We start from the raw sequence: 22234 nt of genomic DNA, 5'->3' as shown, positions 1-22234 counted from the left end.
TTGATTATGTTGAGTGCGTGTTGAGTGCTTGTGATGAGGGGCCTCAAGGGTGAAGAAGACGACGACCCGGCTCGCCGACGGCCGTGAGCTGATCTACTACGACTCCAGGGACGACGTCGTACGCGACGCCGTGGACCGCCGCCCGCTGGAGCCCGTCGCCACCGAGTCCGAACTGCGCGCCGACCGGCTGCTCGGCGACACCGTCGCCGTCGCCTCGCACCGGCAGGGCCGTACGTACCACCCGCCGGCCGACGAGTGCCCGCTGTGCCCGTCCAGGGAGGGCCGGCTCAGCGAGATCCCGGACGGCGACTACGAGGTGGTCGTCTTCGAGAACCGCTTCCCGTCGCTGACCGGCGACGCGGGCCGCTGCGAGGTGGTCTGCTTCACCCCCGACCACGACGCGTCCTTCGCCGACCTGAGCCCCGCCTCGGCCCGCCTGGTGCTGGACGCCTGGACCGACCGCACCCGCGAGCTGGGCCAACTGCCGGGCGTGGAGCAGGTCTTCCCGTTCGAGAACCGCGGCGAGGAGATCGGCGTCACCCTCGGCCACCCGCACGGCCAGATCTACGCCTATCCGTTCACCACCCCGCGCACCGCCCTGATGCTGCGCTCGCTGGCCGAGCACCGCGAACGCACCGGCGGCCGCAATCTCTTCGACGACGTGCTGGCCGACGAGCGCGCCGACGGCAGCCGGATCGTCGTGACGGGCGAGCACTGGACGGCCTTCGTGCCGTACGCGGCGCACTGGCCGTACGAGGTGCACCTCTACCCCAACCGCCGGGTGCCCGACCTGCTCGGCCTCGACGAGGACGCGCGCGCCGAATTCCCGCTGGTCTACCTGGACCTGCTGCGCCGCTTCGACCGGATCTTCGGCGAGGACCAGCCGCGCACCCCGTACATCTCCGGCTGGCACCAGGCGCCGTTCAACGCGCCGGACCGACGCGACTTCGCCCTGCACCTGGAGCTTTTCACTATCCGGCGGACATCGGGCAAGCTGAAGTTCCTCGCGGGCTCCGAGTCCGGAATGGGCGCTTTCATCAATGATGTGCCGCCGGAGTCCGCGGCGTTGCGACTGCGAGAGGTAGCGGGCAAGTGAGCACTGGGCAAACAGCGGGTCGGCCGAAGAAGGTCCTGGTCACCGGCGGCGCCGGATACGTCGGCGGCGTCGTGGCCGCGCACCTGCTGGAGGCCGGTCACCGGGTGACGGTGCTGGACGACCTGTCCACCGGCTTCCTCGCCGGTGTCCCGCGGGGCGCGGAGTTCGTCGAGGGCCGGATCCAGGACGCCGGCAAGGTGCTGGACAGCACCTATGACGCGGTGCTGCACTTCGCCGCCTCCTCGCAGGTCGGCGAGTCCGTCGTCGTGCCCGAGAAGTACTGGCGCAACAATGTGGCCGGCACCCTCGAACTGCTGGCCGCCATGCGCGACTCGGGGGTGCGCACCCTCGTCTTCTCCTCCACCGCCGCCACCTACGGCGAGCCGGTCGCCATCCCCATCACCGAGGACGCGCCGACCGCGCCCACCAATCCGTACGGCGCGAGCAAGCTCGCCGTCGACCACATGATCACCAGCGAGTGCGCCGCGCACGGCCTGTCCGCGGTGTCGCTGCGCTACTTCAACGTGGCGGGCGCGTACGGCGGTCACGGCGAGCGGCACGACCCCGAGTCGCACCTGATCCCGCTGGTCCTCCAGGTCGCGCAGGGCCGCAGGGCGGCCGTCTCGGTCTTCGGCGACGACTACCCGACGCCGGACGGCACCTGCCTGCGCGACTACATCCATGTCGCCGACCTCGCCGAGGCCCATCTGCTCGCGCTGGACAAGGCGCCGCGCGGCGAGCACCTGATCTGCAACCTCGGCAACGGCAACGGCTTCTCCGTCCGTGAGGTCATCGAGGCCGCCCGGCGGGTCACCGGGCACCCCATCCCGGCGACCGACGAGCCGCGCCGGGCCGGCGACCCGGCCGTCCTGGTCGCCTCCGCCGAGCGCGCCAAGGAGCGGCTCGGCTGGCGGCCCAGCCGCACCGACCTCGCGGAGATCATCCGCGACGCATGGAATTTCGCCCAGTCGCTAGCGCAGGAGGACGGTCGATGACGGAAGCCGGTTCGGGTACGGGGACGCGTACGGACGCGGGCACAGGAGCGCGTACGGACGCGGGCGCGGGCAGCGAGGCCGCGTTCGAGATCGCGTTCAAGAACATCTACGGCCGTGCGCCGGAAGGCATATGGGCGGCGCCCGGCCGGGTCAATCTGATCGGCGAGCACACCGACTACAACGACGGCTATGTGATGCCGTTCGCGCTCCCGCACCGCACCAGGGCGGCGGTCGCGCGCCGCGACGACGGTCTGCTGCGCGTGCACTCCGCCGACATGGACGGCGGTGTCGTGGAGCTGCGGATCGACGACCTGGCGCCCGGTACGACGCGGGGGTGGGCGGTCTACCCGGCGGCCGTGCTGTGGACGCTGCGGCAGGCCGGCCACGACATCGCCGGCGCCGACATCCACTACGACAGCAATGTGCCGGTCGGCGGCGGCCTGTCGTCCTCGGCGGCGCTCCAGGTCGTCACCGCGCTCGCGCTCACCGAACTGCACGGCCTGGACCTGCCGCGCCAGGAGCTGGCGCTGCTGTGCCAGTCGTCGGAGAACACGTACGTGGGCGCGCCCGTCGGCGTCATGGACCAGACGGCGTCCGCCTGCTGCACCGAAGGGCACGCGCTGCACCTGGACGTGCGCGGGCTCGGCCAGCGGCAGGTGCCGTTCGACCTCGCCGCCCAGGGGCTGCAACTGCTCGTGGTCGACACCCGGGTGAAGCACGCGCACGCCGACGGCGCGTACGGGGAGCTGCGCGCCGGGTGTGAGGCCGCCGCCGCGGCGCTCGGCCTGCCCGCCCTGCGCGACGTCGACTTCGACGGCCTGGACGCCGCGCTCGCCGCGCTGCCGGACGAGCGGCTGCGGCGGCTCACCCGGCACGTGGTCACCGAGAACCGGCGCGTGGAGGAGGTCATCGCGCTGCTCGACGCGGGCCGCACCCGGGAGATCGGCCCGGTGCTGACCGCCGGGCACGCCTCGCTGCGCGACGACTTCCGGGTCTCCTGCGCCGAACTCGACCTCGTGGTCGACACCGCGCTCGCCGCGGGCGCCCTCGGGGCGCGGATGACCGGCGGCGGCTTCGGCGGCTCCGCGATCGTCCTGGTGGACGCGGGCGAGGCCGAGCGGATCTCGGCGGAGATTCTCCGGGCGCTGCCGACGGCCCGGCTCTTCCCGACCACGGCGGGACCGGGGGCGCACCGGCTGGTGTGAGGCGGCTGTACGAGGCGGCAGGAGCCGTCTCGCGGACCGTACGTCACCGTGGTCACTCGCGTACCGCCGTGCGACGGAAGCGTGAATTCCGGTGCCGGGAAGTTCCGCCAAGACGGCGCCAACGCGGGCGGTACGCCCTACGCTTTTGGCACAGCGCCGGTGGGGGCCGGCGTGCATCAGGGGGCGAGACACAAGGGGTTCGGCACCCGGGCAGGGGCGGCGGTCCCGATCCGGGTGCCGGATCCCACGTGAACGACGCCCCGCCACTGGGGGAGTGCCCAACACCGGGAGTGGTACCCGTGGGACGAATCCGCGTTCTCGTCGTCGATGACCATCGCATCTTCGCCGAGTCGCTCGCCGCCGCACTCGCGGCGGAACCGGACGTCGACGTGTCGGCCGCGGGGAGCGGCCCCGCGGCGCAGCGCTGCCTGGACCGGGCGGCGGCCGACAACCGGCGGTATGACGTACTGCTGGTCGACGCCGACCTCGGGGACGGCCCGCGCCCGCCGGTCGCGCTCGCCGCGGTGCCGCGCATCCCCGTCGAACAGGAGCCGGTCCTCGACGGCCTGGCGCTGGTCGAACGGGTCAGGGCGGACTATCCGGGCACGCGTACGGTCGTGCTGGCCGAACGGGACGACGCGCGCCGCGCCGCCCGCGCGCTCCAGGCGGGCGCGTCCGGCTGGGTGGCCAAGGACTGCTCGCTGTCCCGGCTGCTGGCCGTCGTACGCGGCGTGCTGCGCGACGAGACGCATCTGCCGCCCGCGCTGCTGACCGGGGTGCTGCGCGAACTGACCGCGGCCCGCAGGCACCGCACCGAGAGCGAGCGCCTGGTGGAGTCGCTGACACCGCGCGAGCAGGAGGTGCTGCGCTGCATGGTGGCCGGGCTCGGCCGCAAGGCGGTCGCCGAGCGGCTGTTCCTGTCGCCGCACACGGTCCGCACCCATATGCAGAATGTGCTGGGCAAGCTGGGCGTGCACTCCACACTGGCGGCGGTCGCGCTGGCCCGGCGGGCGGGCGTGGGTCCGGTGGAGCTGGTGCCGTCAGCCGGGGACGTTGTCGAACGGCGCGGTCAGCTGTCGTAGCAGCCCGGCCAGGTCCGCGCGCTGCCGCGCCGACAGCTCGCCGAGGATGGCCCGCTCCTGCGCGAGCAGCCCGGCCAGCGCCTGGTCGGCGCGGTCCTGGCCCTCCTCGGTGAGCCGGACCAGCACACCGCGCCGGTCGCTGGGGTCGGGCAGCCGCTCGACCAGGCCCTTCTTGGTGAGCCGGTCGATGCGGTTGGTCATCGTCCCGGAGGTGACCAGCGTCTGGGTGAGCAGCTGCCCCGGCGAGAGCTGATACGGCGGTCCGGTGCGGCGCAGCGAGGTGAGCACGTCGAACTCCCACGGTTCGAGGCTGTGCTCGGCGAAGGCCAGCCGCCGGGCGCGGTCCAGGTGCCGGGCGAGCCTGCTGACCCGGCTGAGCACCTCAAGCGGTTCCACGTCGAGGTCGGGGCGCTCTCGGCGCCATGCAGCGACCAGCCGGTCGACCTCGTCCTCCATGGGATCAGTGTAGTAGGTCTGTCGATATGAAGTCTCTTGATATGAAGCCTCTTGACTTCAAGATATCCATGGGGGGAGCCTGGAGTCCGACCAGAGGGCAGAACATCGCCCTCCGTTTCGGCAGCGGCTGTGCGCAGCCGGCCGAGATCAGCCAGGGAGTACGACGATGCAAGCAGCGCCAACGTGGGACCCGCACCAGTATCTCCAGCACTCCACCCACCGCACCCGCCCTTTCCTCGACCTCCTCACCCGTATTCCGGAACTGCCCGGCGGCGACGCGCCCCGGATCGCCGACATCGGCTGCGGTCCCGGCAATGTCACCGCGCTGCTCGCGGACCGCTGGCCGGGTGCCAGGATCACCGGGTTCGACAGCTCGCGGGAGATGCTGGAGGCGGCGGCGCGGTACGCGGGACCCACGGCGGGTGGCGGTGAGCTGGACTTCCGGTACGCCGACGCGGCCCACTGGGTGCCCGAGGAGCCCTTCGACCTGATCGTGTCCAACGCCGCGCTCCAGTGGGTGCCCGGCCACGCCGACAGCTTCCCCGGCTGGCTTGAGCACATCACGCCCGGCGGCACCCTCGCCTTACAGGTGCCCGGCAATTTCAACGCGCCCAGCCACGCGCTGCTCGGCGAGCTGTGCGACACCCCGCGGTGGCGCGACCGGCTCGACGGGCACGGCCGCCGCTACGTCCACATCCTCAGCCCCGCCGACTATCTGGAACAGCTCACGGAACTGGGCTGCGCGGCCGACGTGTGGGAGTCGACGTACGTCCAGCTGCTCCAGGGCGAGGACCCGGTGCTGGAGTGGACCAAGGGCACCGCGCTGCGGCCCGTACTGACGGCGCTGGACGGCGACCGGGGCGCGGCGGCGGAATTCGTCGGGCAGTACCGGGACCTGCTGCGCAAGGCGTATCCGCCGGGCCCGCACGGCACCGTCTTCCCCTTCCGGCGGATCTTCGCCGTCGCGCACAAGGTGCCCGCTCCTGTGCCCTCCCCGGCGACCGCCCCGGAGGCCGCCGTATGACAGCGGGCGACAGCGGGGACTCCGGCGGCTCCGGCGGCTCCGGGGCCCCGGGCATCGCCGGGATCGACCATGTGCAGCTCGCCGCGCCGCCCGGCAGCGAGGACCGGCTGCGCGCGTACTACACGGGCGTGCTGGGGATGACCGAGCTGACCAAGCCGCCGGTGCTCGCGGCGCGCGGCGGCTGCTGGTTCGGCGCCGGATCCGCGGTGCTGCACCTGGGGATCGAGGAGGACTTCAGGCCCGCGCGCAAGGCGCACCCGGGCATCCGGGTCACCGGGATCTTCGCCTACGCCAAGGAACTCCAGGCGCGCGGCGCGGAGGTGGTCTGGGACTACGACCTGCCGGCCCACTCCCGCTTCTACAGCGAGGACCCGGTCGGCAACCGGCTGGAATTCCTGGAGCCGACGCCGCTCAAGGGCTGAACGCCCGACCGGAGGAGGTGGAGTGGGGCGCGGCCGGAGGTCAGAGCAGCAGGAAGGCCGCGCCCACCAGCGCCGCCCCGAGCCCCGCCAGGGTCCAGCCGGTGCGCCGCATCCGCAGCGCCCCGCCGGCCACGATCCCGGCCAGCAGCAGCGCGCCGGCCAGCGGCACCCAGGAGAAGAAGAAACCGCCCCAGCCGGACCGTACGACGGTGTCGCTGTCCGGCTCCACCACGACCGGCACACGGTCGCCGACGTGGTGCCTGACCGGCAGGCTGATCCGTACCTCGGGGCGGGCCACCGCGGAGCCCTTGGGGGAGAAGGGGCCGGTGCAGGTGGAGTCGGCGCAGTGGGCCAGCGTCATCGTGCCGCGCTCGTGCCCCTTGGTGAGGACGAGGTACTGCGCGGTCTTCCACGAGTCCCAGGCGCCGGACGCCAGGAGCAGCAGGATCAGCGCCCAGGCGCCCACCACACGGGAGAGCAGCACCAGGCCCCAGGTGCCCTCGGCCATCCGGCGCGAGCGGCTGCGTTTGACCATGCGGGCGATCTTTGGCCATCGCACGGCGTCCGGTCAACTGTTCGGCCCAGGACGGCAGTCGGCGGCCCCGTCGGACCCGCGCCGTCCGGTGGGCCCGTACCGTCCGGCGGATCCGTACCGCCCGGTCGCCGTCAGCTGTTGTACGTGCTCTGCGCGCGTTCCAGGCCCTCGGTGATCAGTGCCTCGACCGCGTCGGCCGCCCGGTCCACGAACCAGTCCAGCTCCTTGCGCTCGGTGGACGAGAAGTCCTTGAGCACGAAGGCCGCCACGTCCATCCGCCCCGGCGGCCGGCCGATCCCGGCGCGCACCCGCAGATAGTCCGGGCCCATCGCCTTGGTCATCGACTTCAGCCCGTTGTGCCCGTTGTCGCCGCCGCCCAGCTTCAGCCGCAGCGTCCCGTAGTCGATGTCCAGCTCGTCGTGGACGGCGATGATCCGCCCGGTGGACACCTTGTAGAAGTCGCGCAGCGCGGTGACCGGACCGCCCGACAGATTCATGTACGACTGCGGCTTGGCCAGCACCACCCGCTGGTTGGCGGGCCCGGGCGGGCCGATCCGGCCCTCCACGACCATGGCCTGCGCCTTCTGCGCGCGCTTGAACCGGCCGCCGATCCGCTCGGCCAGCAGGTCGGCCACCATGAAGCCGATGTTGTGCCGGTTCCCCGCGTACTCGGGTCCGGGATTGCCGAGGCCGGCCACCAGCCAGGGCCCTGAGGTGTCACTCATCCACGTCTCCGGCGTAGAGGGCGTGCAGCGTGAACGGCCGCCGTCGCACCCTGCACGGGTGCGACGGCGGCCGGAAGCGGGGGAAGGCTCACGCCTCGGCGGCGGGGGCTTCCTCGGCGCCCTCGGCGGCCTCCTCGGTGTCCTCCTCCGGGGCCTCGGCCTGCGCGGCGACGACCTGGATCACGACGGCGTCCTCGTCGACCGCCAGTGTCGAGCCCTTGGGCAGCTCGATGTCCTTGGCGAGGATGGAGGCACCGGCCTCCAGGCCCTCGACGGAGACGGTGACGGCGGTCGGGATGTGGGTGGCCTCGGCCTCGACCGGCAGGGTGTTGAGGACGTGCTCCAGCAGGTTGCCGCCGGGGGCCGGCTCGCCCTCGGTCTGCACCGGGATCTCGACGGTGACCTTCTCGCCGCGCTTGACGGCCAGCAGGTCGACGTGCTCCAGGTGGCCCTTCAGCGGGTCGCGCTGCACGGCCTTGGGGATGACCAGCTCGGAGGAGCCGTCCAGCTCCAGCGAGATCAGCACGTTCGCGGTGCGCAGCGCGAGCAGCAGCTCGTGGCCGGGGATGGAGACGTGCTTCGGCTCGGCGCCGTGACCGTAGATGACACCGGGCACCTGGTGGGCGCGGCGCACCCGGCGGGCGGCGCCCTTGCCGAATTCGGTGCGCAGTTCTGCGGCGATCTTGACCTCGGCCATGATGCTCAACTCCTCGGAATCGGGAAGAAACGGGACTCATCGTCACCCGACCCACGACGGGCCGTTCCACGACTCACGTCCGCGCACGCGGACGGTGTTACGAGGAGCGCGCCGATAACGGAGGTCCGCCGGACGTGCCGGGGCCTCCCTCGCCGAGCAACGCGGACAGCGTAACCGGCGGGGAGGCCCCGGGAGAAATCGATCAACGGGACGGGCCCGGTGGCCGGGTCAGTGCGGCGCGTCCTCGAAGAGGCTGGTGACCGACCCGTCCTCGAACACCTCGCGCACCGCGTTGGCGATGGTCGGCGCCATCGACAGCACGGTGATCTTGTCGAGGTTCAGCTCGCGCGGCGTCGGCAGCGTGTCGGTGAGGATGAACTCGCTCACCCGGGAGTTCTTCAGCCGGTCCGCGGCGGGGCCGGAGAGCACACCGTGGGTGGCGGTGACGATGACGTCCTCGGCGCCGTTGGCGAACAGCGCGTCGGCGGCGGCGCAGATCGTGCCGCCGGTGTCGATCATGTCGTCGACCAGGACGCAGACCCGGCCCTTGACGTCACCGACGACCTCGTGGACCTTCACCTGGTTGGCGACGTCGGGGTCGCGGCGCTTGTGCACGATGGCCAGCGGCGCGCCGAGCCGGTCGCACCAGCGGTCGGCGACCCGGACCCGGCCGGCGTCGGGGGAGACCACGGTCAGCTTGGTGCGGTCGACCTTGGCGCCCACGTAGTCGGCGAGCACCGGCAGCGCGAACAGGTGGTCCACCGGGCCGTCGAAGAAGCCCTGGATCTGGTCGGTGTGCAGGTCGACGGTGAGGATCCGGTCGGCGCCCGCGGTCTTGAACAGGTCCGCCATCAGCCGGGCCGAGATCGGCTCGCGGCCGCGGTGCTTCTTGTCCTGCCGGGCGTAGCCGTAGAAGGGCACGATCACGGTGATGCTCCGCGCGGAGGCGCGCTTGAGAGCATCGAGCATGATCAGCTGCTCCATGATCCACTGGTTGATGGGGTTGGTGTGGCTCTGGATCAGGAAGCAGTCCGCGCCGCGGGCCGACTCCTCGAACCGCACGTAGATCTCGCCGTTGGCGAAGTCGAAAGCCTTGGTCGGCACGATCCCGACGCCGAGACTGTGTGCCACCGCCTCCGCCAGATCGGGGTGGGCGCGGCCGGAGAAGAGCATCAGCTTCTTCTCACCGGTCGTCTTGATCCCGGTCACTGCACCGTCTCCTTGGAGTTTCGACTGGTGTTCGGCACAGCGTCGCCTTCGGTTCGGCGCGCCGGCGGAATTGTGTGCACCCCACACGGTACGCCCCATAGGGCGCATCCGTGCACCTCGCGAGGGCCGTATGAGACGACCCTCACTCGGCCCTCACGCGGCTCTCACTCGTTCCCGTCGCCGGAACCCTGGGCGCGTTCGGCGGCCTGCGCCGCGGCGCTGCCGGGGCGCTTGCGCGCCACCCAGCCCTCGATGTTGCGCTGCTGCCCGCGGGCGACGGCCAGCGAACCGGCGGGCACGTCCTTGGTGATCACCGAACCGGCCGCGGTGTAGGCGCCGTCCCCGACGGTGATCGGCGCCACGAACATGTTGTCGGAGCCGGTCTTGCAGTAGCTGCCGATCGTGGTGTGGTGCTTGGCCTCGCCGTCGTAGTTCACGAAGACGCTGGCCGCGCCGATGTTGGTGTAGTCGCCGATCGTGGCGTCACCCACATAACTGAGGTGCGGCACCTTGGTGCCCTCGCCGATCGAGGCGTTCTTCATCTCGACGTAGGTACCGGCCTTGGCCTTGCGGCCGAGCTTGGCGCCGGGGCGCAGATACGCGTACGGGCCGACGGTCGCCTGCTCGCCGATCTCGGCCTGGTCGGCGACGGTGTGGGAGACCTTGGCGCCGGCGCCCACGACGGTGTCGGTGAGCGTGCACGCGGGGCCGACCTCGGCGCCCGCGGCGACGCTGGTGGCGCCCAGCAGCTGGGTGTTGGGGTGCACCAGCGCGTCCGGCTCGAAGCGGACGTCCACGTCCACCCAGGTGGAGGCGGGGTCGACGATGGTGGCGCCGTCCAGCATGGCGCGGGTCAGCAGCCGGTCGTTGAGCACCCGGCGGGCCTCGGCGAGCTGCACCCGGTTGTTGACCCCGGCGATCTCGCGGTGGTCGGCGGCGACGAAGGCGCCGACCCGGTGGCCGGCCTCGCGCAGGATGCCGAGGGTGTCGGTCAGATACTCCTCGCCCTGCGAGTTGTCCGTGGTGATCTTGCCGAGCGCGTCGGCGAGCAGGGCCGCGTCGAAGGCGTAGACCCCGGAGTTGATCTCGGCGATCGCCTGCTGGGCGGCGTCGGCGTCCTTCTGCTCGACGATCGCGGTGACCCGGCCGTCGGCGGAGCGGACGATCCGGCCGTAGCCGGTGGGGTCGGGCACCTGCGCGGTGAGCACCGTGACGGCGTTGCCGTCGCTCTCGTGCGCGCCGACCAGGGTGTGCAGTGTTCCGGCGGTCAGCAGCGGGGTGTCGCCGTAGGTGACCACGACGGTGCCGTCCAGCACGACGCCCTGCGCGGCCAGCTCGTCCAGCGCGGTCCTGACCGCGTGCCCGGTGCCGTTCTGCTCGTGCTGCACGGCGGTACGGGCCCGCGGGTCGATGCCGGCCAGGTGCTCGGTGACCTGCTCGCGAGCGTGGCCGACGACCACCACCAGGTGCTCCGGGTCCAGTTCGCGGGAGGCGGCCACCACATGGCCGACCAGGGAACGACCGCTGATGGTGTGCAGGACCTTCGGGGTGGCCGACTTCATGCGTGTGCCCTCACCCGCGGCGAGGACGACGACGGCAGCCGGACGGTTGGGGCTCACGGGAGGAGGCTCCTCGGCTTCGGGTGCTGGACATCCGCAGGATACCGACGGCTCCCCGGTGGGACGCCGGGCGGCCCCGGCCGGACCGGCCGGGGCCGCCCGGTTACCCCGTGAAGATGCTCCGCCGCCAGGACTCGAACCCGGACATAAGGCACCAAAAGCCCCAGTGCTGCCAATTACACCACGGCGGATCCACCCGCGTTCGCGGCCCGTTGGCGGGCCGGTCGGGCAGGACTTCACCATCATGCCGTACGAGCGGGGGTGGACGCGACGGTGATCCTGGGTAGAGCCGGGGTAGAGAACGACCGGACGGGCCGCCTCCAAGTGGTTCTGTCGCCCGGCGTGCGCCGCTGCAATACTTACGGCGCCGTAAGTTACGGGCGTGACCGGCTGAAAACAGCCCCCCCAGACCCCCGAGGGACAGACATGACCACAGATACGGACGTGAGGCCCGAATCCCGGGAACCCGGGCCCTCCGGCCAGGATTCCGGACAGGATTCCGGACAGGACGCGGCGCTGAGCAGCGCCACCCGCGGTGGCGAGAGCAAGCGCTCGATCGAGCAGATCGCCCTGCTGCTCTTCATCACCATCCCCTTCGTGGCCCTGGTGGCCGCCGTTCCGCTGGCCTGGGGCCGCGGCATGAGCTGGCTGGATCTCGGCCTCATGGTCGGCATGTACTTCCTGGGCTGCCACGGCATCACCATCGGCTTCCACCGGCACTTCACCCACGGCTCCTTCAAGGCCAAGCGCCCGCTGAAGATCGCGCTCGCGATCGCCGGCTCGATGGCCGTCGAGGGCCCGATCGTGCGGTGGGTCGCCGACCACCGCAGGCACCACAAGTTCAGCGACGCCGAGGGCGACCCGCACAGCCCCTGGCGGTACGGCGAGACGCTGCCCGCCCTGATGAAGGGCCTGTGGTGGGCGCACATGGGCTGGCTGTTCGACGAGGAGCAGACCCCGCAGCAGAAGTACGCCCCCGACCTGATCAAGGACCCGGCGATCCGCCGCGTCTCCCGCGACTTCTGGCTGTGGACGCTGATCTCGCTGCTCATCCCGCCGGTGGTCGGCGGCCTGGTCACGATGTCGTGGTACGGCGCCTTCACCGCGTTCTTCTGGGGTTCACTCGTTCGGGTGGCGCTGCTGCACCACGTCACCTGGTCGATCAACTCCATCTGCCACGCGACCGGCAAGCGCCCCTTCAAGTCCCGTGACCGCTCCGGCAACGTCTGGTGGCTGGCCGTCCTGTCCTGCGGCGAGTCCTGGCACAATCTGCACCACGCCGACCCCACCTCCGCCCGGCACGGCGTGCTGCGCGGCCAGGTCGACTCCAGTGCCCGGATCATCCGCTGGTGCGAGCAGCTCGGCTGGGCCAGCGACGTCCGCTGGCCGAGCGCGGACCGGATCGCGGCCCGGCGTAAGGAAAACATCAGTGAAGCGGCATGATTGACGCGTGAGCGACGGCAGCCGATCGAACGGCGACGCGAGAAGCAGCGGCGGCAGAAGCACGACCACCGGCTCGGCGGGCTCGGGAACCACGGCCTCCGGTCCCGCGGGCCCAGCTGCGACGGCATCGACGGCCCGGCGCACCCGCCGGGTCCGTATGACCGGCAAGGAACGGCGCGAACAGCTCCTCGACATCGGCCGCACCCTCTTCGCGGAGCGCGGCTTCGAGGGCACCTCGGTCGAGGAGATCGCCCACAAGGCGGGCGTCTCCAAGCCGGTGGTGTACGAGCACTTCGGCGGCAAGGAAGGGCTGTACGCCGTCGTGGTCGACCGCGAGATGCGCCGGTTGCTCGACATGGTGACCGGCGCCCTCACCGGCGGCCACCCCAGGGAGCTGCTGGAACAGGCCGCCTTCGCGCTGCTCGACTACATCGAGCAGTACACCGACGGCTTCCGCATCCTGGTCCGCGACTCGCCGGTGGCGCAGTCCACCGGCACCTTCGCCTCGCTGATCAGCGACATCGCCACCCAGGTCGAGGACATCCTGGGCCATGAGTTCAAACGGCTCGGCTTCGACCCCAAGCTCGCCCCGCTGTACGCGCAGGCGCTGGTGGGCATGGTGGCGCTGACCGGCCAGTGGTGGCTGGACGCGCAGAAGCCGAAGAAGGCGGAGGTCGCCGCCCACCTGGTGAATCTGTCCTGGAACGGGCTGGCGGGCCTGGAGCCCAAACCGCGGCTGATAGGGCACCGCAAGAACTGACGCCGGGAATGACTGACGCCGCGAAGGGCCCAGGAAGCACTGACGCCGGGTGGACCGATCATCGGTCCACCCGGCGTCAGTTCCGAACCGGTTCAAAAAGGGGTGCGGTCAGCCGGTGTTGCGCAGCCCCGCCGCCACACCGTTGACGGTCAGCAGCAGCGCCCGCGACAGCAGCGGGTCCGGGGTCTCGCCCCGCTCGGCCGCCTCCCGCTGCCGGGCCAGCAGCGTCACCTGGAGGTAGGAGATCGGGTCCAGGTACTGGTCACGGATGTGGAAGGTCTGGGCCAGCAGCGGATTGCCCGCCAGCAGCTCCGACTCCCCGGTGATCCGCAGCACCTCGCTGACGGTCAGCTCGTGCTCCGCCTCGATCGTGGCGAAGACGTGCTTCAGCTCGTCGGGCACCAGCGTGTCCACGTAGTGCCGGGCGATCCGCAGATCCGTCTTGGCCAGCGTCATCTCGACGTTGGACAGGAAGTTGCGGAAGAAGTGCCACTGCCCGAACGCCTCGTCGATCACCGGGCCGAGACCCGCCTCGCGCGCCGCCTTCAGACCCGAGCCGACCCCGTACCAGCCCGGCACGATCTGCCGGGACTGCGTCCAGCCGAAGACCCACGGGATGGCCCGCAGCCCGTCCAGGCCCGCGCCCGAGTCGGGGCGGCGGGACGGCCGCGAGCCCAGGTGCAGCTCGCCGAGCTGGTCGACGGGCGTGGAGGCGAAGAAGTACGGCGGCAGGTCCGGGTCCTCGACCAGCGCGCGGTAGGACTGGTGGGCGGCCTCGGAGACGATGTCCATGGCCGCGTCCCAGCGCGCCAGCGCCTCGTCGGACTGCCGGGGCGCGGTGTGCAGCGCCGACGCCTGGAGGGTGGCGGCGACCGTCAGCTCCAGATTCTCCCGGGCCAGCGACGGGATCAGGTACTTGTCCGAGATCACCTCGCCCTGCTCGGTCACCTTGATCTCGCCCTCCAGGGTGCCCCAGGGCTGGGCGAGGATCGCGGTGTGCGAGGGGCCGCCGCCGCGGCCGACGGTGCCGCCGCGGCCGTGGAAGAGCCGCAGCCGCACCCCGTGCCGGTGCGCGACGTCACGCAGCCGGCGCTGCGCCCGGTGGATCTCCCACTGCGAGGTGGTGATGCCGCCGAACTTCGAGGAGTCGCTGTAGCCGAGCATGACCTCCTGCACGTCGCCGCGCAGCGACACCAGCCGCCGGTAGGACGGGTCGGAGAGCATCTCGTCCAGCAGCTGGTCGGCGATCTTCAGCTCGACGGTGGTCTCCAGCAGCGGCACGATGCCGATCTTGGCGATCCCCGCGTGCAGGTCGATCAGACCGGCCTCGCGGGCCAGCACCGCCGCCGCGAACACGTCGTCGGAGCCGAAGCACATCGAGATGATGTACGACTCCATGACCTCGGGCCCGAACCGGTCGAACGCCTCCCGCATGGTGTGGAAGACGCCGAGCGTCTTGGCGCCCGCCTCGTCCAGCGGCGCCGGGGTCGGGGCCAGCGGGCGCCGCGAGCGCAGCTCCTTGGCCAGCAGCTTGCGGCGGTAGTCGCGCGGCATGTCCGCGTACCGCCAGGACTCCTCGCCGAGCCGGTCGAAGAGCTGGCCCAGCGCGTGGTGGTGCGCGTCGGCGTGCTCGCGCACGTCCATGGTGGCCAGCTGGAGGCCGAACGCGGCCAGGGTGCGGATCGTACGGTCGAGGCGGCCGTCGGCGATCAGCCCGCCGCGGTGCACCCGCAGCGAGTCCTGGATCAGCTTCAGGTCGTGCAGCAGGCCCGCGCTGCCCAGGTAGTCGCGGCCGGGGACGTGCGGAGTGCCGCCGGCCAGGCGTTCGCGGGTGTTGACGAGCTTCTGCCGGATGCAGGTCGCCTTGAGGCGGTACGGCTCCTCGGCGTTCAGCCGCTTGTAGCGCGGGCTGATCTCGGGCAGCGCCACCAGGTCGGTGGCGAGCGAGTCCAGCAGGTCGGTGCTCGCGCCGCAGTTGCGGATGGAGTTGGACAGCGAGCCGCGCAGTACGTCGACCATGTCCAGCGCGTCGGTGATGCCGTGCTCGTGCTGCAGGATCAGCACGTCCCAGGTGACCTGCGGGGTGACGTTCGGATTGCCGTCCCGGTCGCCGCCGATCCAGGTGCCGAAGGTCAGCGGGCGGGTCTCGGCCGGCAGCGGCACCCCGACCCGCTCCAGCTCGGCCGCCAGGTCCTCCAGCACGTCGCCGACCGCGACCGAGTGCAGCTCGTCCAGGTAGTAGATGGCGTTGCGGGCCTCGTCCGCGGGCTCCGGGCGGACCACCCGCAGCTCGTCGGTCTGCCACAGCAGGTCGATGTTCTCCGCCAGCCGCAGGTCCGCGCGCCGCCGGTCGCCCGCCACCAGGCCGGTGGTGTCGTCCAGCAGTTCGGCGATCCGGCGCAGCTTGTTCAGCACGCTGCGCCGCGCGGCCTCGGTCGGGTGCGCGGTGAACACCGGCCGCACATTGAGGTTCTTGACCGTCTCGCGTACGTGCTCGGGGTCGCCGTCCTTGAGCAGGTCGGCGGTCTGGGCGAGCAGGCCGCCCTCCTGTGCGCGGCGTTCGCGCAGATCACGGCCGCGGTGCACCTGCTCGGTGACATTGGCCAGGTGGAAGTAGGTGGAGAAGGCGCGGACCAGCTTGGCGGCGGTCTCCAGATCGGTGTCGCCGAGGAGGGCGGCGGCTGCCTCGCCGTCGGAACGGGTCAGGGCACGGACCCGTTCGACGAGATCGAGAAGCTCCTGGCCTTCCTGCCTTACCAGCGTGCCGCCGAGCAGTTCTCCCAGGCGGCGGATGTCGGCTCGCAGGGCTGTACTGCTCTCCGGGGCGGTGTCGGCGCTGCTCACAGGTGCGGCTCCTTGTGCAGTGGAAGTGGACGACGGCAAACAAGGCGTAGGGACTGGTGTGGCGGCGGACCGCGCTGTCCGACCGCTCCAGGATAGGTGCCCGCCCGCGCGGCGAGACGGGCCGCCCACCTGGCGGACAGCACGGGGTGCCATACCGGACGGCACGGGGTGCCACGACCGGCCGCCGGTGTACGGGGCGGCCCCGTACGGCGCCCCGTACGGCCCCGCCCGCCGATACGGCGCTGATACGCGGCTGACACGGCCGCCACGCCGCCTCCCGCACCGCCTAGGCTGGTCGCCATGAGTACGACGGGGGCGCACGTACCGGACGACGGGGCTGGAGGACGGCCCCGGTCCGGCTGGTGGTGGTGGGCGCGGCGGCGCGGTTTCTTTCTCGACCTGACACTGGCCGCGGTCTCCGCGGTGGAGTGCGGCTTCGAAGGCGTGACCTTCGCCCACAAGACCGGCGTGGCGCCCGCGGTGTGCGTGCTGCTGGGGTTCCTGGCCGGCGCGGCACTGATCCTGCGGCGGCGCTGGCCGATCGCCGTGGTGCTGCTGTCCATCGCGGTCAGCCCGGCCCAGGTCGGCTTCGTCCTGTCGATGGTCGCCCTCTACACCCTGGCCGCCTCCGAGGTGCCGCGCCGGATCACCGTCTCGCTGGCCGCCATGAACGGTGTCGCCAGCACCCTGGTCGCCTTCGTCCGCTTCCAGGACAGCCTCCGCAACGACAACGGCCGCTCCATGTCGCTGCCGGTCATCGCGATCACCTCCGTCCTGCTCGCCCTCGGCGTCACCGCCCCGCCGGTCCTGCTCGGTCTGTACGTACGCGCCAGGCGCCGGCTGGTGGAGAGTCTGCGGGAGCGGGCCGACGGCCTGGAGCGCGAGCTGGAACTCCTCGCGGAGAAGGCCGCCGAGCGGGCCGAGCGCGCCCGCGCCGAGGAACGCACCCGGATCGCCCGCGACATGCACGACGTGGTCGCCCACCGGGTCAGCCTCATGGTCGTGCACGCCGCCGCGCTCAAGGCCGTCGCCCTCAAGGACCCGGCCAAGGCGTCGGCCAGCGCGGAACTCCTCGGTGACATGGGGCGCGAGGCGCTCACGGAACTGCGGCAGATGCTGGGGGTGCTGCGCACGGCAGAGGTGGAGCGGGTGGCGCCCGCTTCCTCTGTACGGCCGGCCGCCGTGCTGCCGGACGAGCCGGACGGGCCCTGCCTCGATCAGCTCGGCGAACTGGTCGAGCAGTCGCAGGCGGCGGGGATGACGGTGGAGTTCACCGTCGAGGGGGAGGAGCGGCCCTGCGGGCCGCGGGTGGAGCAGACCGTGTACCGGGTCGTGCAGGAAGCGCTGACCAATGTGCACAAGCACGCGGCCGGGGCCAAGGCGCACGTACGGCTCGCCTATCGCGAGGTCGAGATCGCCGTTCTCGTCCTCAACGGGCCCTCCGACGGGACGCCCGCCACGCCGCTTCCCAGCGGGGGGCACGGTCTTCTCGGCATGAAGGAACGTGTCACCACCCACGGCGGCGGCTTCGCCGCCGGTCCCACTCCGGACGGCGGCTTCCGCGTCTCCGCTCTTCTGCCCCTGGCAGCCCGCCCCACCTGACCTACCCGCACCCCTGCGGAAGAGGGCGCCCCTCCGGGGGAGTGGGGTGCGTGAGGTCTCCTGCGGAGGGGGGCCTTTTCGCCTGACGGTGAGCGAGGTCTTTTAGGGGCGCGGCCCGCTGCCCGCGCGTGCGGAGGACGGTAACCCTCAGGGGCGCGGGGAACTGCGCGCCCAGCCCGCGCGTGCCTTCGGACAAAAAACCGCCCCCAGCGGGGCAGACGCTGTTGTTTTGCGACCACCGGCCGGTGGGGGCGGGCCGCGCAGTTCCCCGCGCCCCTAATGGGGCACCCCCCGCCGCCGGGGGGCGGGTCAGGACGGAGGGTCGGCCTGTTCGGGGAGACCGGGGGCCTCCGGCCCGGGCGGCGGGAGATGGCGGCCGGTCAGAGCGGCAAGCGTGGCCCGCACATGGGCGAGGTGCGCCCGAATCTCATCGCGATGCTCCTCATGCTCCCGCAGCGACCTCTCGGATTCGCGCCGCACCCGCTCCTCGTGCAGGCGGGCCTGCGCGAGGAGTTCGGCGGCCCGCTCCTCCGCCTCCTGCTGCTGCACCCGCAGGGCCTCCTCGGCGGCGGCCCGCTCCTGGTGGGCCTCGTGGAGCCGCCGCTCGGCGTCGCCGAGCAGATCGGCCAGCCGGCTGTCGACCCCGGCCTCGCGCTCGGCGAGTTCGTGTTCCAGGGTGTCGAGCCGCTCCTGCCGCTCCTTGTCGACCTCCGCCTGGGTGCGGCCGAGATCCTGCCGCATGGCGTCCAGCGCGCGCCCGGCCTCGCCACGTACGGCCTCGGCCTCGGCGCGGGCCTGCCCGAGGATCTCCGAGGCGCGGCCGCACGCCTCGTCCAGCAGCCGTTCGGCCTGCTCCTCGGCGGCGGCCAGCCGGGCGGAGGCCGCCGCGCGGGCCTCGTCCTGGAGGGTGCGGCGGGCGGTCTCGGCGGCGTCCCGCGCGTGCTGCGCCTCGACCTCGGCCCGGTCGCGTACGGCCTGGGCCTCCTCCTCGACCAGCCGCAGCAGTTCCTTGGCGCCGTCGCCGAGCCCGTCGAAGGAGACGGCGCCGAGCGCGTCGACCTGGGCGCGCAGCGCCACGCACTCGGCGTCCATCTCATTGGCGAGCACGGTCAGCCGGGCCGCCCGCTCCCAGGCGGCGTCGCGGTCCTCGGACAGCTCGTCGAGGAAGCGGTCGACCTGGTCCGGCCGATAACCGCGTCCGCGCGCGGTGTCGATGCTGCGGGCTGACGATGCGGTGTTGCTGCTCATGCCCTGCCCCTCGCCGTCGGGCGTTCCGTCCTGCCTATTTTTGGCTTATGTCCGAATTGTACGGGGTGCGACACTCCGACCTGTCTCCTACCCATCCCCTCCCGAGGTGATGACGGCGTACTGGCGGACGCCCGGACGCCGACGCGCGCCGGTCGTACGGAAAGCCGACGGGCCGGGTGACGAGGAGAAGCCCTCCTCGTCACCCGGCCCGTCGCGGGACACCGGCCGCCCGTACGCGGCCCGCCGTTACAGCAATCCGTCCCACATCTGCTCGATCAGCACCGACCACCAGTGGTCGGGCGAGGCGATCGCCGCCGGGTCCTGCGCGGCGAGCTGCGCCTGGAAGTCCACCGTCCAGCGCCCCGCCTGATCGGGCGTCAGCCCGATCCGCAGCCGCCACATGCGGCCGAGCAGCGCCAGGCAGCGGGCGAATTCCGGCAGGCTCGAATTGACGAACTGCGGCACCGCGGGCTGCCCGCCGGGCCCCGCCTCCAGCGGCACCGCCACGATGTGCGCGGTGCCGAACTGCACGCACAGCTGACGGCCGAAGTCATTGCCCATCACCAGATACGAGCCCGCGTCGGCGGCCGGCTGCACACCGCGCTGCTGTGCCAGCTCCGCGAGCGTGGGCACCGGCTGGCCGGGCTGGGCCTGCGCCCAGAAGAACGGGCCGAAGTCCACCGGCAGTCCGGCCCACACCAGGGTCTGCGCCACGATGTCGGGCACGCCCTGCCGGGACACCGCCCGCTGGTCGAACCGGAACAGGCCCTGCGGCCCGAACGCCCCCGCCAGCTCCTGCCCGATCACGTCGAGCGGCACCGGCGGCACCCGCAGCACGGTGTGCGGGTCGGGCATCGGCACCCGCTGCGGATGCGGGCGCGCGGGCGCGCCCGCCACCTGGTGCAGCTCGCCCTGGTGCGTCAGCAGATGCTGGACGCCCTGCTGGCGGCTGGCGTGGTCCCTGCCGTACGGGGCGGTGTGGCTGATCCGCACCTGGGGCCACGTCTCGCGGATCATCCGCGTGCAGTAGCCGCCGGGCAGATCGCACGACTCCAGCTCGGTGTGGAGTTCGAGCACCTGCTCGGGGCGCACCCCGAGCGAGCGCAGCTCGTGCAGCAACTGCCACTCCGGGTGCGGGGTGCCGGGCGCGGACCGCCGGATGAGCTGCTGCTCGCTGCCGTCCTGGCCGCGGTAGCGGAGCACCGCCATGTAGCCGGGGCCGACCGTCGGCACCGTCGCCGCCTGCGGGTAGCCGTAGCCGGGCGGCGGGGCCATGCCGCCGGGGCCGCCCTGCCCGACGCCGGGCGGCGGCGGTCCCATCGGCGCGCCGCCGGGGCCCGCCAGCATCGTGGCCGCGTAATGCGGGTCGTTGCCGCCGGGCGCGCCGGGGCCGGCCTGTCCCACGCCCGGGGGCGGCGGAACGGGCGCGCCGCCGGGGCCCGCCAGCATCGTCGCCGCGTAGTGCGGGTCGTTGCCCGCCGCGGGCGGCGGGGGCGGTGCCATGGCACCGGGGCCGGGCGGCGGGGGCGGCGGACCCGAGGGACCGGTCGGTCCGGGAGGTCCGGGCGGGCCGCCGGGACCGGCGAGCATCGTGGCGGCGTAGTGCGGGTCGCCACCGCCCGACGGGGGCGGCGGGCCCTGCGGATTCTGCGGCACCATTTGGGTCGGCAGATAGCCGCCGGCCGGCGCGGCCGGTCCCGGCGGGGGCGGCGGCGCGTCGGGGCTGCGGGCCGGGGTGCCCGCGGGCGGCGGCACACTGCCGCGGACCGCCTTCGCGGTCTCCAGGTCGGCGATGTCGGCCGCCCCGCCGGGCGGCGGCACGGGGCCGCCGACCGGGCCGCCGGTGGGCGGCGGCAGCGCCACGGCGGGGCCGCCGGGCGGCGGGAATTCCGAACCGCCCACGGTGTGCGGCACACCGGGCCGCGCGGGCGGCACCGGGGCCTGCGGTTCCACTGGCGGCGCGATCCGGGTCCTGGGCAGCGAACTGCCGCCCGGCATCAGCTCGGTGCGCGCCTCCTCCGCCGCGGGGTCCTGGGCCGGCTCCATCCGGTCGGAGCCGCTGATCGGCGGTGCGAAGACGGTCGCGGGCACGGCGACGGACTGGCCCTCGCCGCTGTCGCTGGTCGTCTTGCCCGCCCAACTGCCGCCGGGCGCGGCGGGCGCGGCCGGCGCGCTGTCGGCCGGGGCCGGGCGCCGGTAGTCGATCCCGCCGGAGCCCGGACCGGACCCGGCCGGTGCGCCGTCCGCGGACGCGCCCGCCGACGGCGCGGCCGGGACGCTGTCCACGGGCTCCGCGCCGGGGGCGGCCGCGGGCCGCCGGTAGTCGATGCCCCCCGAACCCGAGCCCGCGCCCGAGTCCGCCGGGCCGGACGCGCCGCCCGGGCCGGCACCCCGGGAGCCCGAGTCCGAGCCGGCCGGCGTGGGGCGGCTGTAGTCGATGCCACCGGAGGCCGACGCCGCGGCCGGTCGGCCGAAGTCGACGCCACCGGAGCCGGAGCCGGAGCCCGCGGGACCTCCCGCGCCGTCCGGACCCGCGCCGGAACCGGCCGCCGGCGGCCGGCCGAAGTCGATGCCACCGGAACCGGAGCCCGCAGGACCGCCCGCGCCGTCCGGGTCCGCCCCGGAGTCGGCCGCCGCCGGACGTCGGTAGTCGACGCCGCCGGAGCCGGAGCCGGCCGCCGCGGGCCGACCGGAATCGACGCCACCGGGTTCCGAGCCCGAGCCCGCGGGGGCCGGACGCTGATAGTCCGCGCTGCCCGCGCCGGAGTCCGGCGCCGCTCCCGCACCCACCGGACCCGCGGCCGAAGCAGGCGCAACGTCCGCGGCGGACGGACCGCTTCCCGCGCCCGCGCCGGAGGCGACCTGGCCACCGTTGGTGCGGCCCGACCTGCGGTCGGGGATGCCCATCTTGTCGGCGGCGTCCTGGAGCCACTGTGGCGGGCTCAGCAGGAAGGACGTCGCTTCGAGGTCGATGCGCTGCGGCGGTTCCGGCACCGCGTCGTTCGGCTGCGGGCCGAACTCCTCCTCATAGCGCCGGATCAGCTCGCCGATGGGCAGGGCGGGCCACAAGGTGGCCTCGCCGCTGTCCCGGGCGATCACGACGCGGACGTCGCCGCCGCTGCCCGCGGCGGGACTCTCCTCGCGGGGCTCGGACCACACCACGAAGCCGAGGTCGAATTCGCGGACCCGGATCTCCCGGGCCTCGTACGCGGGCACGTCGCCGTTGATCCAGCGCTCCGCCCGCTCCTGGGCCTGCGCGAAAGTGACCATGT

At 72.9% G+C, this 22234-nt stretch carries 18 protein-coding genes and 1 tRNA gene; 9 read left to right on the top strand and 10 right to left on the bottom strand.

The features are described from left to right. Positions 1-49: 49 nt before the first annotated feature. From galT to BM076_RS15430, 4 genes are all read left to right on the top strand, one after another. Positions 50-1096, top strand: coding sequence for a galactose-1-phosphate uridylyltransferase (gene galT, locus BM076_RS15445; RefSeq protein WP_093714111.1), 1047 nt, complete (start codon positions 50-52; stop codon positions 1094-1096). Then, the gene (galE, locus tag BM076_RS15440; RefSeq protein ID WP_093714110.1) at positions 1093-2091 is read left to right on the top strand and encodes a UDP-glucose 4-epimerase GalE; all 999 of its coding nucleotides are present in this window, start codon (positions 1093-1095) and stop codon (positions 2089-2091) included. The genes galT and galE overlap by 4 nt, the downstream gene beginning before the upstream one ends. Further along, on the top strand, positions 2088-3296 hold the full coding sequence (galK, locus tag BM076_RS15435; protein ID WP_093714109.1) for a galactokinase: 1209 nt from the start codon (positions 2088-2090) through the stop codon (positions 3294-3296). Before galE ends, galK begins: the two co-directional genes overlap by 4 nt. Positions 3297-3595: 299 nt before the next feature. Next, positions 3596-4378, top strand: coding sequence for a helix-turn-helix transcriptional regulator (locus BM076_RS15430; protein WP_177246455.1), 783 nt, complete (start codon positions 3596-3598; stop codon positions 4376-4378). On the opposite strand, the gene BM076_RS15425 is transcribed toward BM076_RS15430, so the two are convergent. Next, positions 4337-4834, bottom strand: a complete 498-nt coding sequence (locus BM076_RS15425) for a MarR family winged helix-turn-helix transcriptional regulator (protein ID WP_093714107.1) — start codon at positions 4832-4834, stop codon at positions 4337-4339. The two genes, BM076_RS15430 and BM076_RS15425, sit on opposite strands and share 42 nt — an antisense overlap. A gap of 166 nt (positions 4835-5000) precedes the next feature. Between BM076_RS15425 and BM076_RS15420 the strand changes: the two genes are divergently transcribed. Next, on the top strand, positions 5001-5858 hold the full coding sequence (locus BM076_RS15420; RefSeq protein ID WP_093714106.1) for a trans-aconitate 2-methyltransferase: 858 nt from the start codon (positions 5001-5003) through the stop codon (positions 5856-5858). Next, positions 5855-6280 carry a VOC family protein gene (locus BM076_RS15415; RefSeq protein ID WP_245796074.1) on the top strand — a complete coding sequence of 142 codons (426 nt, stop codon included), beginning with the start codon at positions 5855-5857 and terminating at the stop codon, positions 6278-6280. Before BM076_RS15420 ends, BM076_RS15415 begins: the two co-directional genes overlap by 4 nt. 40 nt (positions 6281-6320) lie before the next feature. On the opposite strand, the gene BM076_RS15410 is transcribed toward BM076_RS15415, so the two are convergent. The 6 genes from BM076_RS15410 to BM076_RS15385 all read right to left on the bottom strand — a co-directional run bounded on the left by BM076_RS15410 (position 6321) and on the right by BM076_RS15385 (position 11256). Continuing rightward, positions 6321-6815 (bottom strand): hypothetical protein, encoded by a 495-nt coding sequence (locus BM076_RS15410; RefSeq protein WP_093714105.1) that lies wholly within the window; start codon positions 6813-6815, stop codon positions 6321-6323. A gap of 131 nt (positions 6816-6946) precedes the next feature. After that, the gene (gene pth, locus BM076_RS15405; protein WP_093714104.1) at positions 6947-7540 is read right to left on the bottom strand and encodes an aminoacyl-tRNA hydrolase; all 594 of its coding nucleotides are present in this window, start codon (positions 7538-7540) and stop codon (positions 6947-6949) included. 88 nt (positions 7541-7628) lie between these two features. Next, on the bottom strand, positions 7629-8237 hold the full coding sequence (locus BM076_RS15400) for a 50S ribosomal protein L25/general stress protein Ctc (protein WP_093714103.1): 609 nt from the start codon (positions 8235-8237) through the stop codon (positions 7629-7631). 228 nt (positions 8238-8465) lie between these two features. Continuing rightward, positions 8466-9446: a ribose-phosphate diphosphokinase gene (locus tag BM076_RS15395; RefSeq protein ID WP_093714102.1), complete on the bottom strand. Its 981-nt coding sequence runs from the start codon at positions 9444-9446 to the stop codon at positions 8466-8468. Between the two features lie 164 nt (positions 9447-9610). Continuing rightward, the gene (glmU, locus tag BM076_RS15390) at positions 9611-11065 is read right to left on the bottom strand and encodes a bifunctional UDP-N-acetylglucosamine diphosphorylase/glucosamine-1-phosphate N-acetyltransferase GlmU (RefSeq protein ID WP_093714101.1); all 1455 of its coding nucleotides are present in this window, start codon (positions 11063-11065) and stop codon (positions 9611-9613) included. Between the two features lie 119 nt (positions 11066-11184). Continuing rightward, positions 11185-11256: transfer RNA gene (locus BM076_RS15385), tRNA-Gln, on the bottom strand. Between the two features lie 235 nt (positions 11257-11491). On the opposite strand from BM076_RS15385, the gene BM076_RS15380 reads away from it, so the two are divergent. Then, positions 11492-12508: an acyl-CoA desaturase gene (locus BM076_RS15380; RefSeq protein ID WP_093714100.1), complete on the top strand. Its 1017-nt coding sequence runs from the start codon at positions 11492-11494 to the stop codon at positions 12506-12508. A 7-nt stretch (positions 12509-12515) separates the two neighbouring features. Further along, positions 12516-13268 carry a TetR/AcrR family transcriptional regulator gene (locus tag BM076_RS15375; protein WP_245796073.1) on the top strand — a complete coding sequence of 251 codons (753 nt, stop codon included), beginning with the start codon at positions 12516-12518 and terminating at the stop codon, positions 13266-13268. A 108-nt stretch (positions 13269-13376) separates the two neighbouring features. Here BM076_RS15375 and ppc read toward each other — a convergent pair whose 3' ends face one another. Further along, positions 13377-16112, bottom strand: coding sequence for a phosphoenolpyruvate carboxylase (gene ppc, locus BM076_RS15370; protein WP_093714098.1), 2736 nt, complete (start codon positions 16110-16112; stop codon positions 13377-13379). Positions 16113-16412: 300 nt separating this feature from the next. On the opposite strand from ppc, the gene BM076_RS15365 reads away from it, so the two are divergent. Then, positions 16413-17714 (top strand): sensor histidine kinase, encoded by a 1302-nt coding sequence (locus BM076_RS15365; protein WP_093714097.1) that lies wholly within the window; start codon positions 16413-16415, stop codon positions 17712-17714. A 309-nt stretch (positions 17715-18023) separates the two neighbouring features. Here the strand turns inward: BM076_RS15365 and BM076_RS15360 are convergent, their stop codons facing one another. Beyond that, positions 18024-18962 carry a DivIVA domain-containing protein gene (locus BM076_RS15360; protein ID WP_107416962.1) on the bottom strand — a complete coding sequence of 313 codons (939 nt, stop codon included), beginning with the start codon at positions 18960-18962 and terminating at the stop codon, positions 18024-18026. A 246-nt stretch (positions 18963-19208) separates the two neighbouring features. After that, a complete protein-coding gene (locus BM076_RS15355; RefSeq protein ID WP_093714096.1) occupies positions 19209-22232 on the bottom strand; it encodes an SUKH-4 family immunity protein in 3024 nt (1007 codons plus the stop codon). Between the last annotated feature and the right edge of the window lie 2 nt (positions 22233-22234).

Origin of the sequence: Actinacidiphila alni (assembly GCF_900112845.1) — a bacterium.
GTDB classification, from domain to species: Bacteria; Actinomycetota; Actinomycetes; order Streptomycetales; family Streptomycetaceae; genus Actinacidiphila; species Actinacidiphila alni.
The sequence above is the reverse complement of the archived record's forward strand: the minus strand, read 5'-3'. Positions and strand labels throughout refer to the sequence as shown.

What these genes read in the sequence shown, in the direction of transcription:
- BM076_RS15420 (WP_093714106.1), top strand. Translation starts at nt 5,001, where the DNA reads ATGCAAGCAGCGCCAACGTGGGACCCGCACCAGTATCTCCAGCACTCC.
- BM076_RS15360 (WP_107416962.1), bottom strand. Translation starts at nt 18,962, where the DNA reads ATGAGCAGCAACACCGCATCGTCAGCCCGCAGCATCGACACCGCGCGC.
- BM076_RS15410 (WP_093714105.1), bottom strand. Translation starts at nt 6,815, where the DNA reads ATGGTCAAACGCAGCCGCTCGCGCCGGATGGCCGAGGGCACCTGGGGC.
- BM076_RS15425 (WP_093714107.1), bottom strand. Translation starts at nt 4,834, where the DNA reads ATGGAGGACGAGGTCGACCGGCTGGTCGCTGCATGGCGCCGAGAGCGC.
- BM076_RS15365 (WP_093714097.1), top strand. Translation starts at nt 16,413, where the DNA reads ATGAGTACGACGGGGGCGCACGTACCGGACGACGGGGCTGGAGGACGG.
- BM076_RS15380 (WP_093714100.1), top strand. Translation starts at nt 11,492, where the DNA reads ATGACCACAGATACGGACGTGAGGCCCGAATCCCGGGAACCCGGGCCC.
- galK (WP_093714109.1), top strand. Translation starts at nt 2,088, where the DNA reads ATGACGGAAGCCGGTTCGGGTACGGGGACGCGTACGGACGCGGGCACA.
- BM076_RS15415 (WP_245796074.1), top strand. Translation starts at nt 5,855, where the DNA reads ATGACAGCGGGCGACAGCGGGGACTCCGGCGGCTCCGGCGGCTCCGGG.
- BM076_RS15355 (WP_093714096.1), bottom strand. Translation starts at nt 22,232, where the DNA reads ATGGTCACTTTCGCGCAGGCCCAGGAGCGGGCGGAGCGCTGGATCAAC.
- pth (WP_093714104.1), bottom strand. Translation starts at nt 7,540, where the DNA reads ATGAGTGACACCTCAGGGCCCTGGCTGGTGGCCGGCCTCGGCAATCCC.
- BM076_RS15400 (WP_093714103.1), bottom strand. Translation starts at nt 8,237, where the DNA reads ATGGCCGAGGTCAAGATCGCCGCAGAACTGCGCACCGAATTCGGCAAG.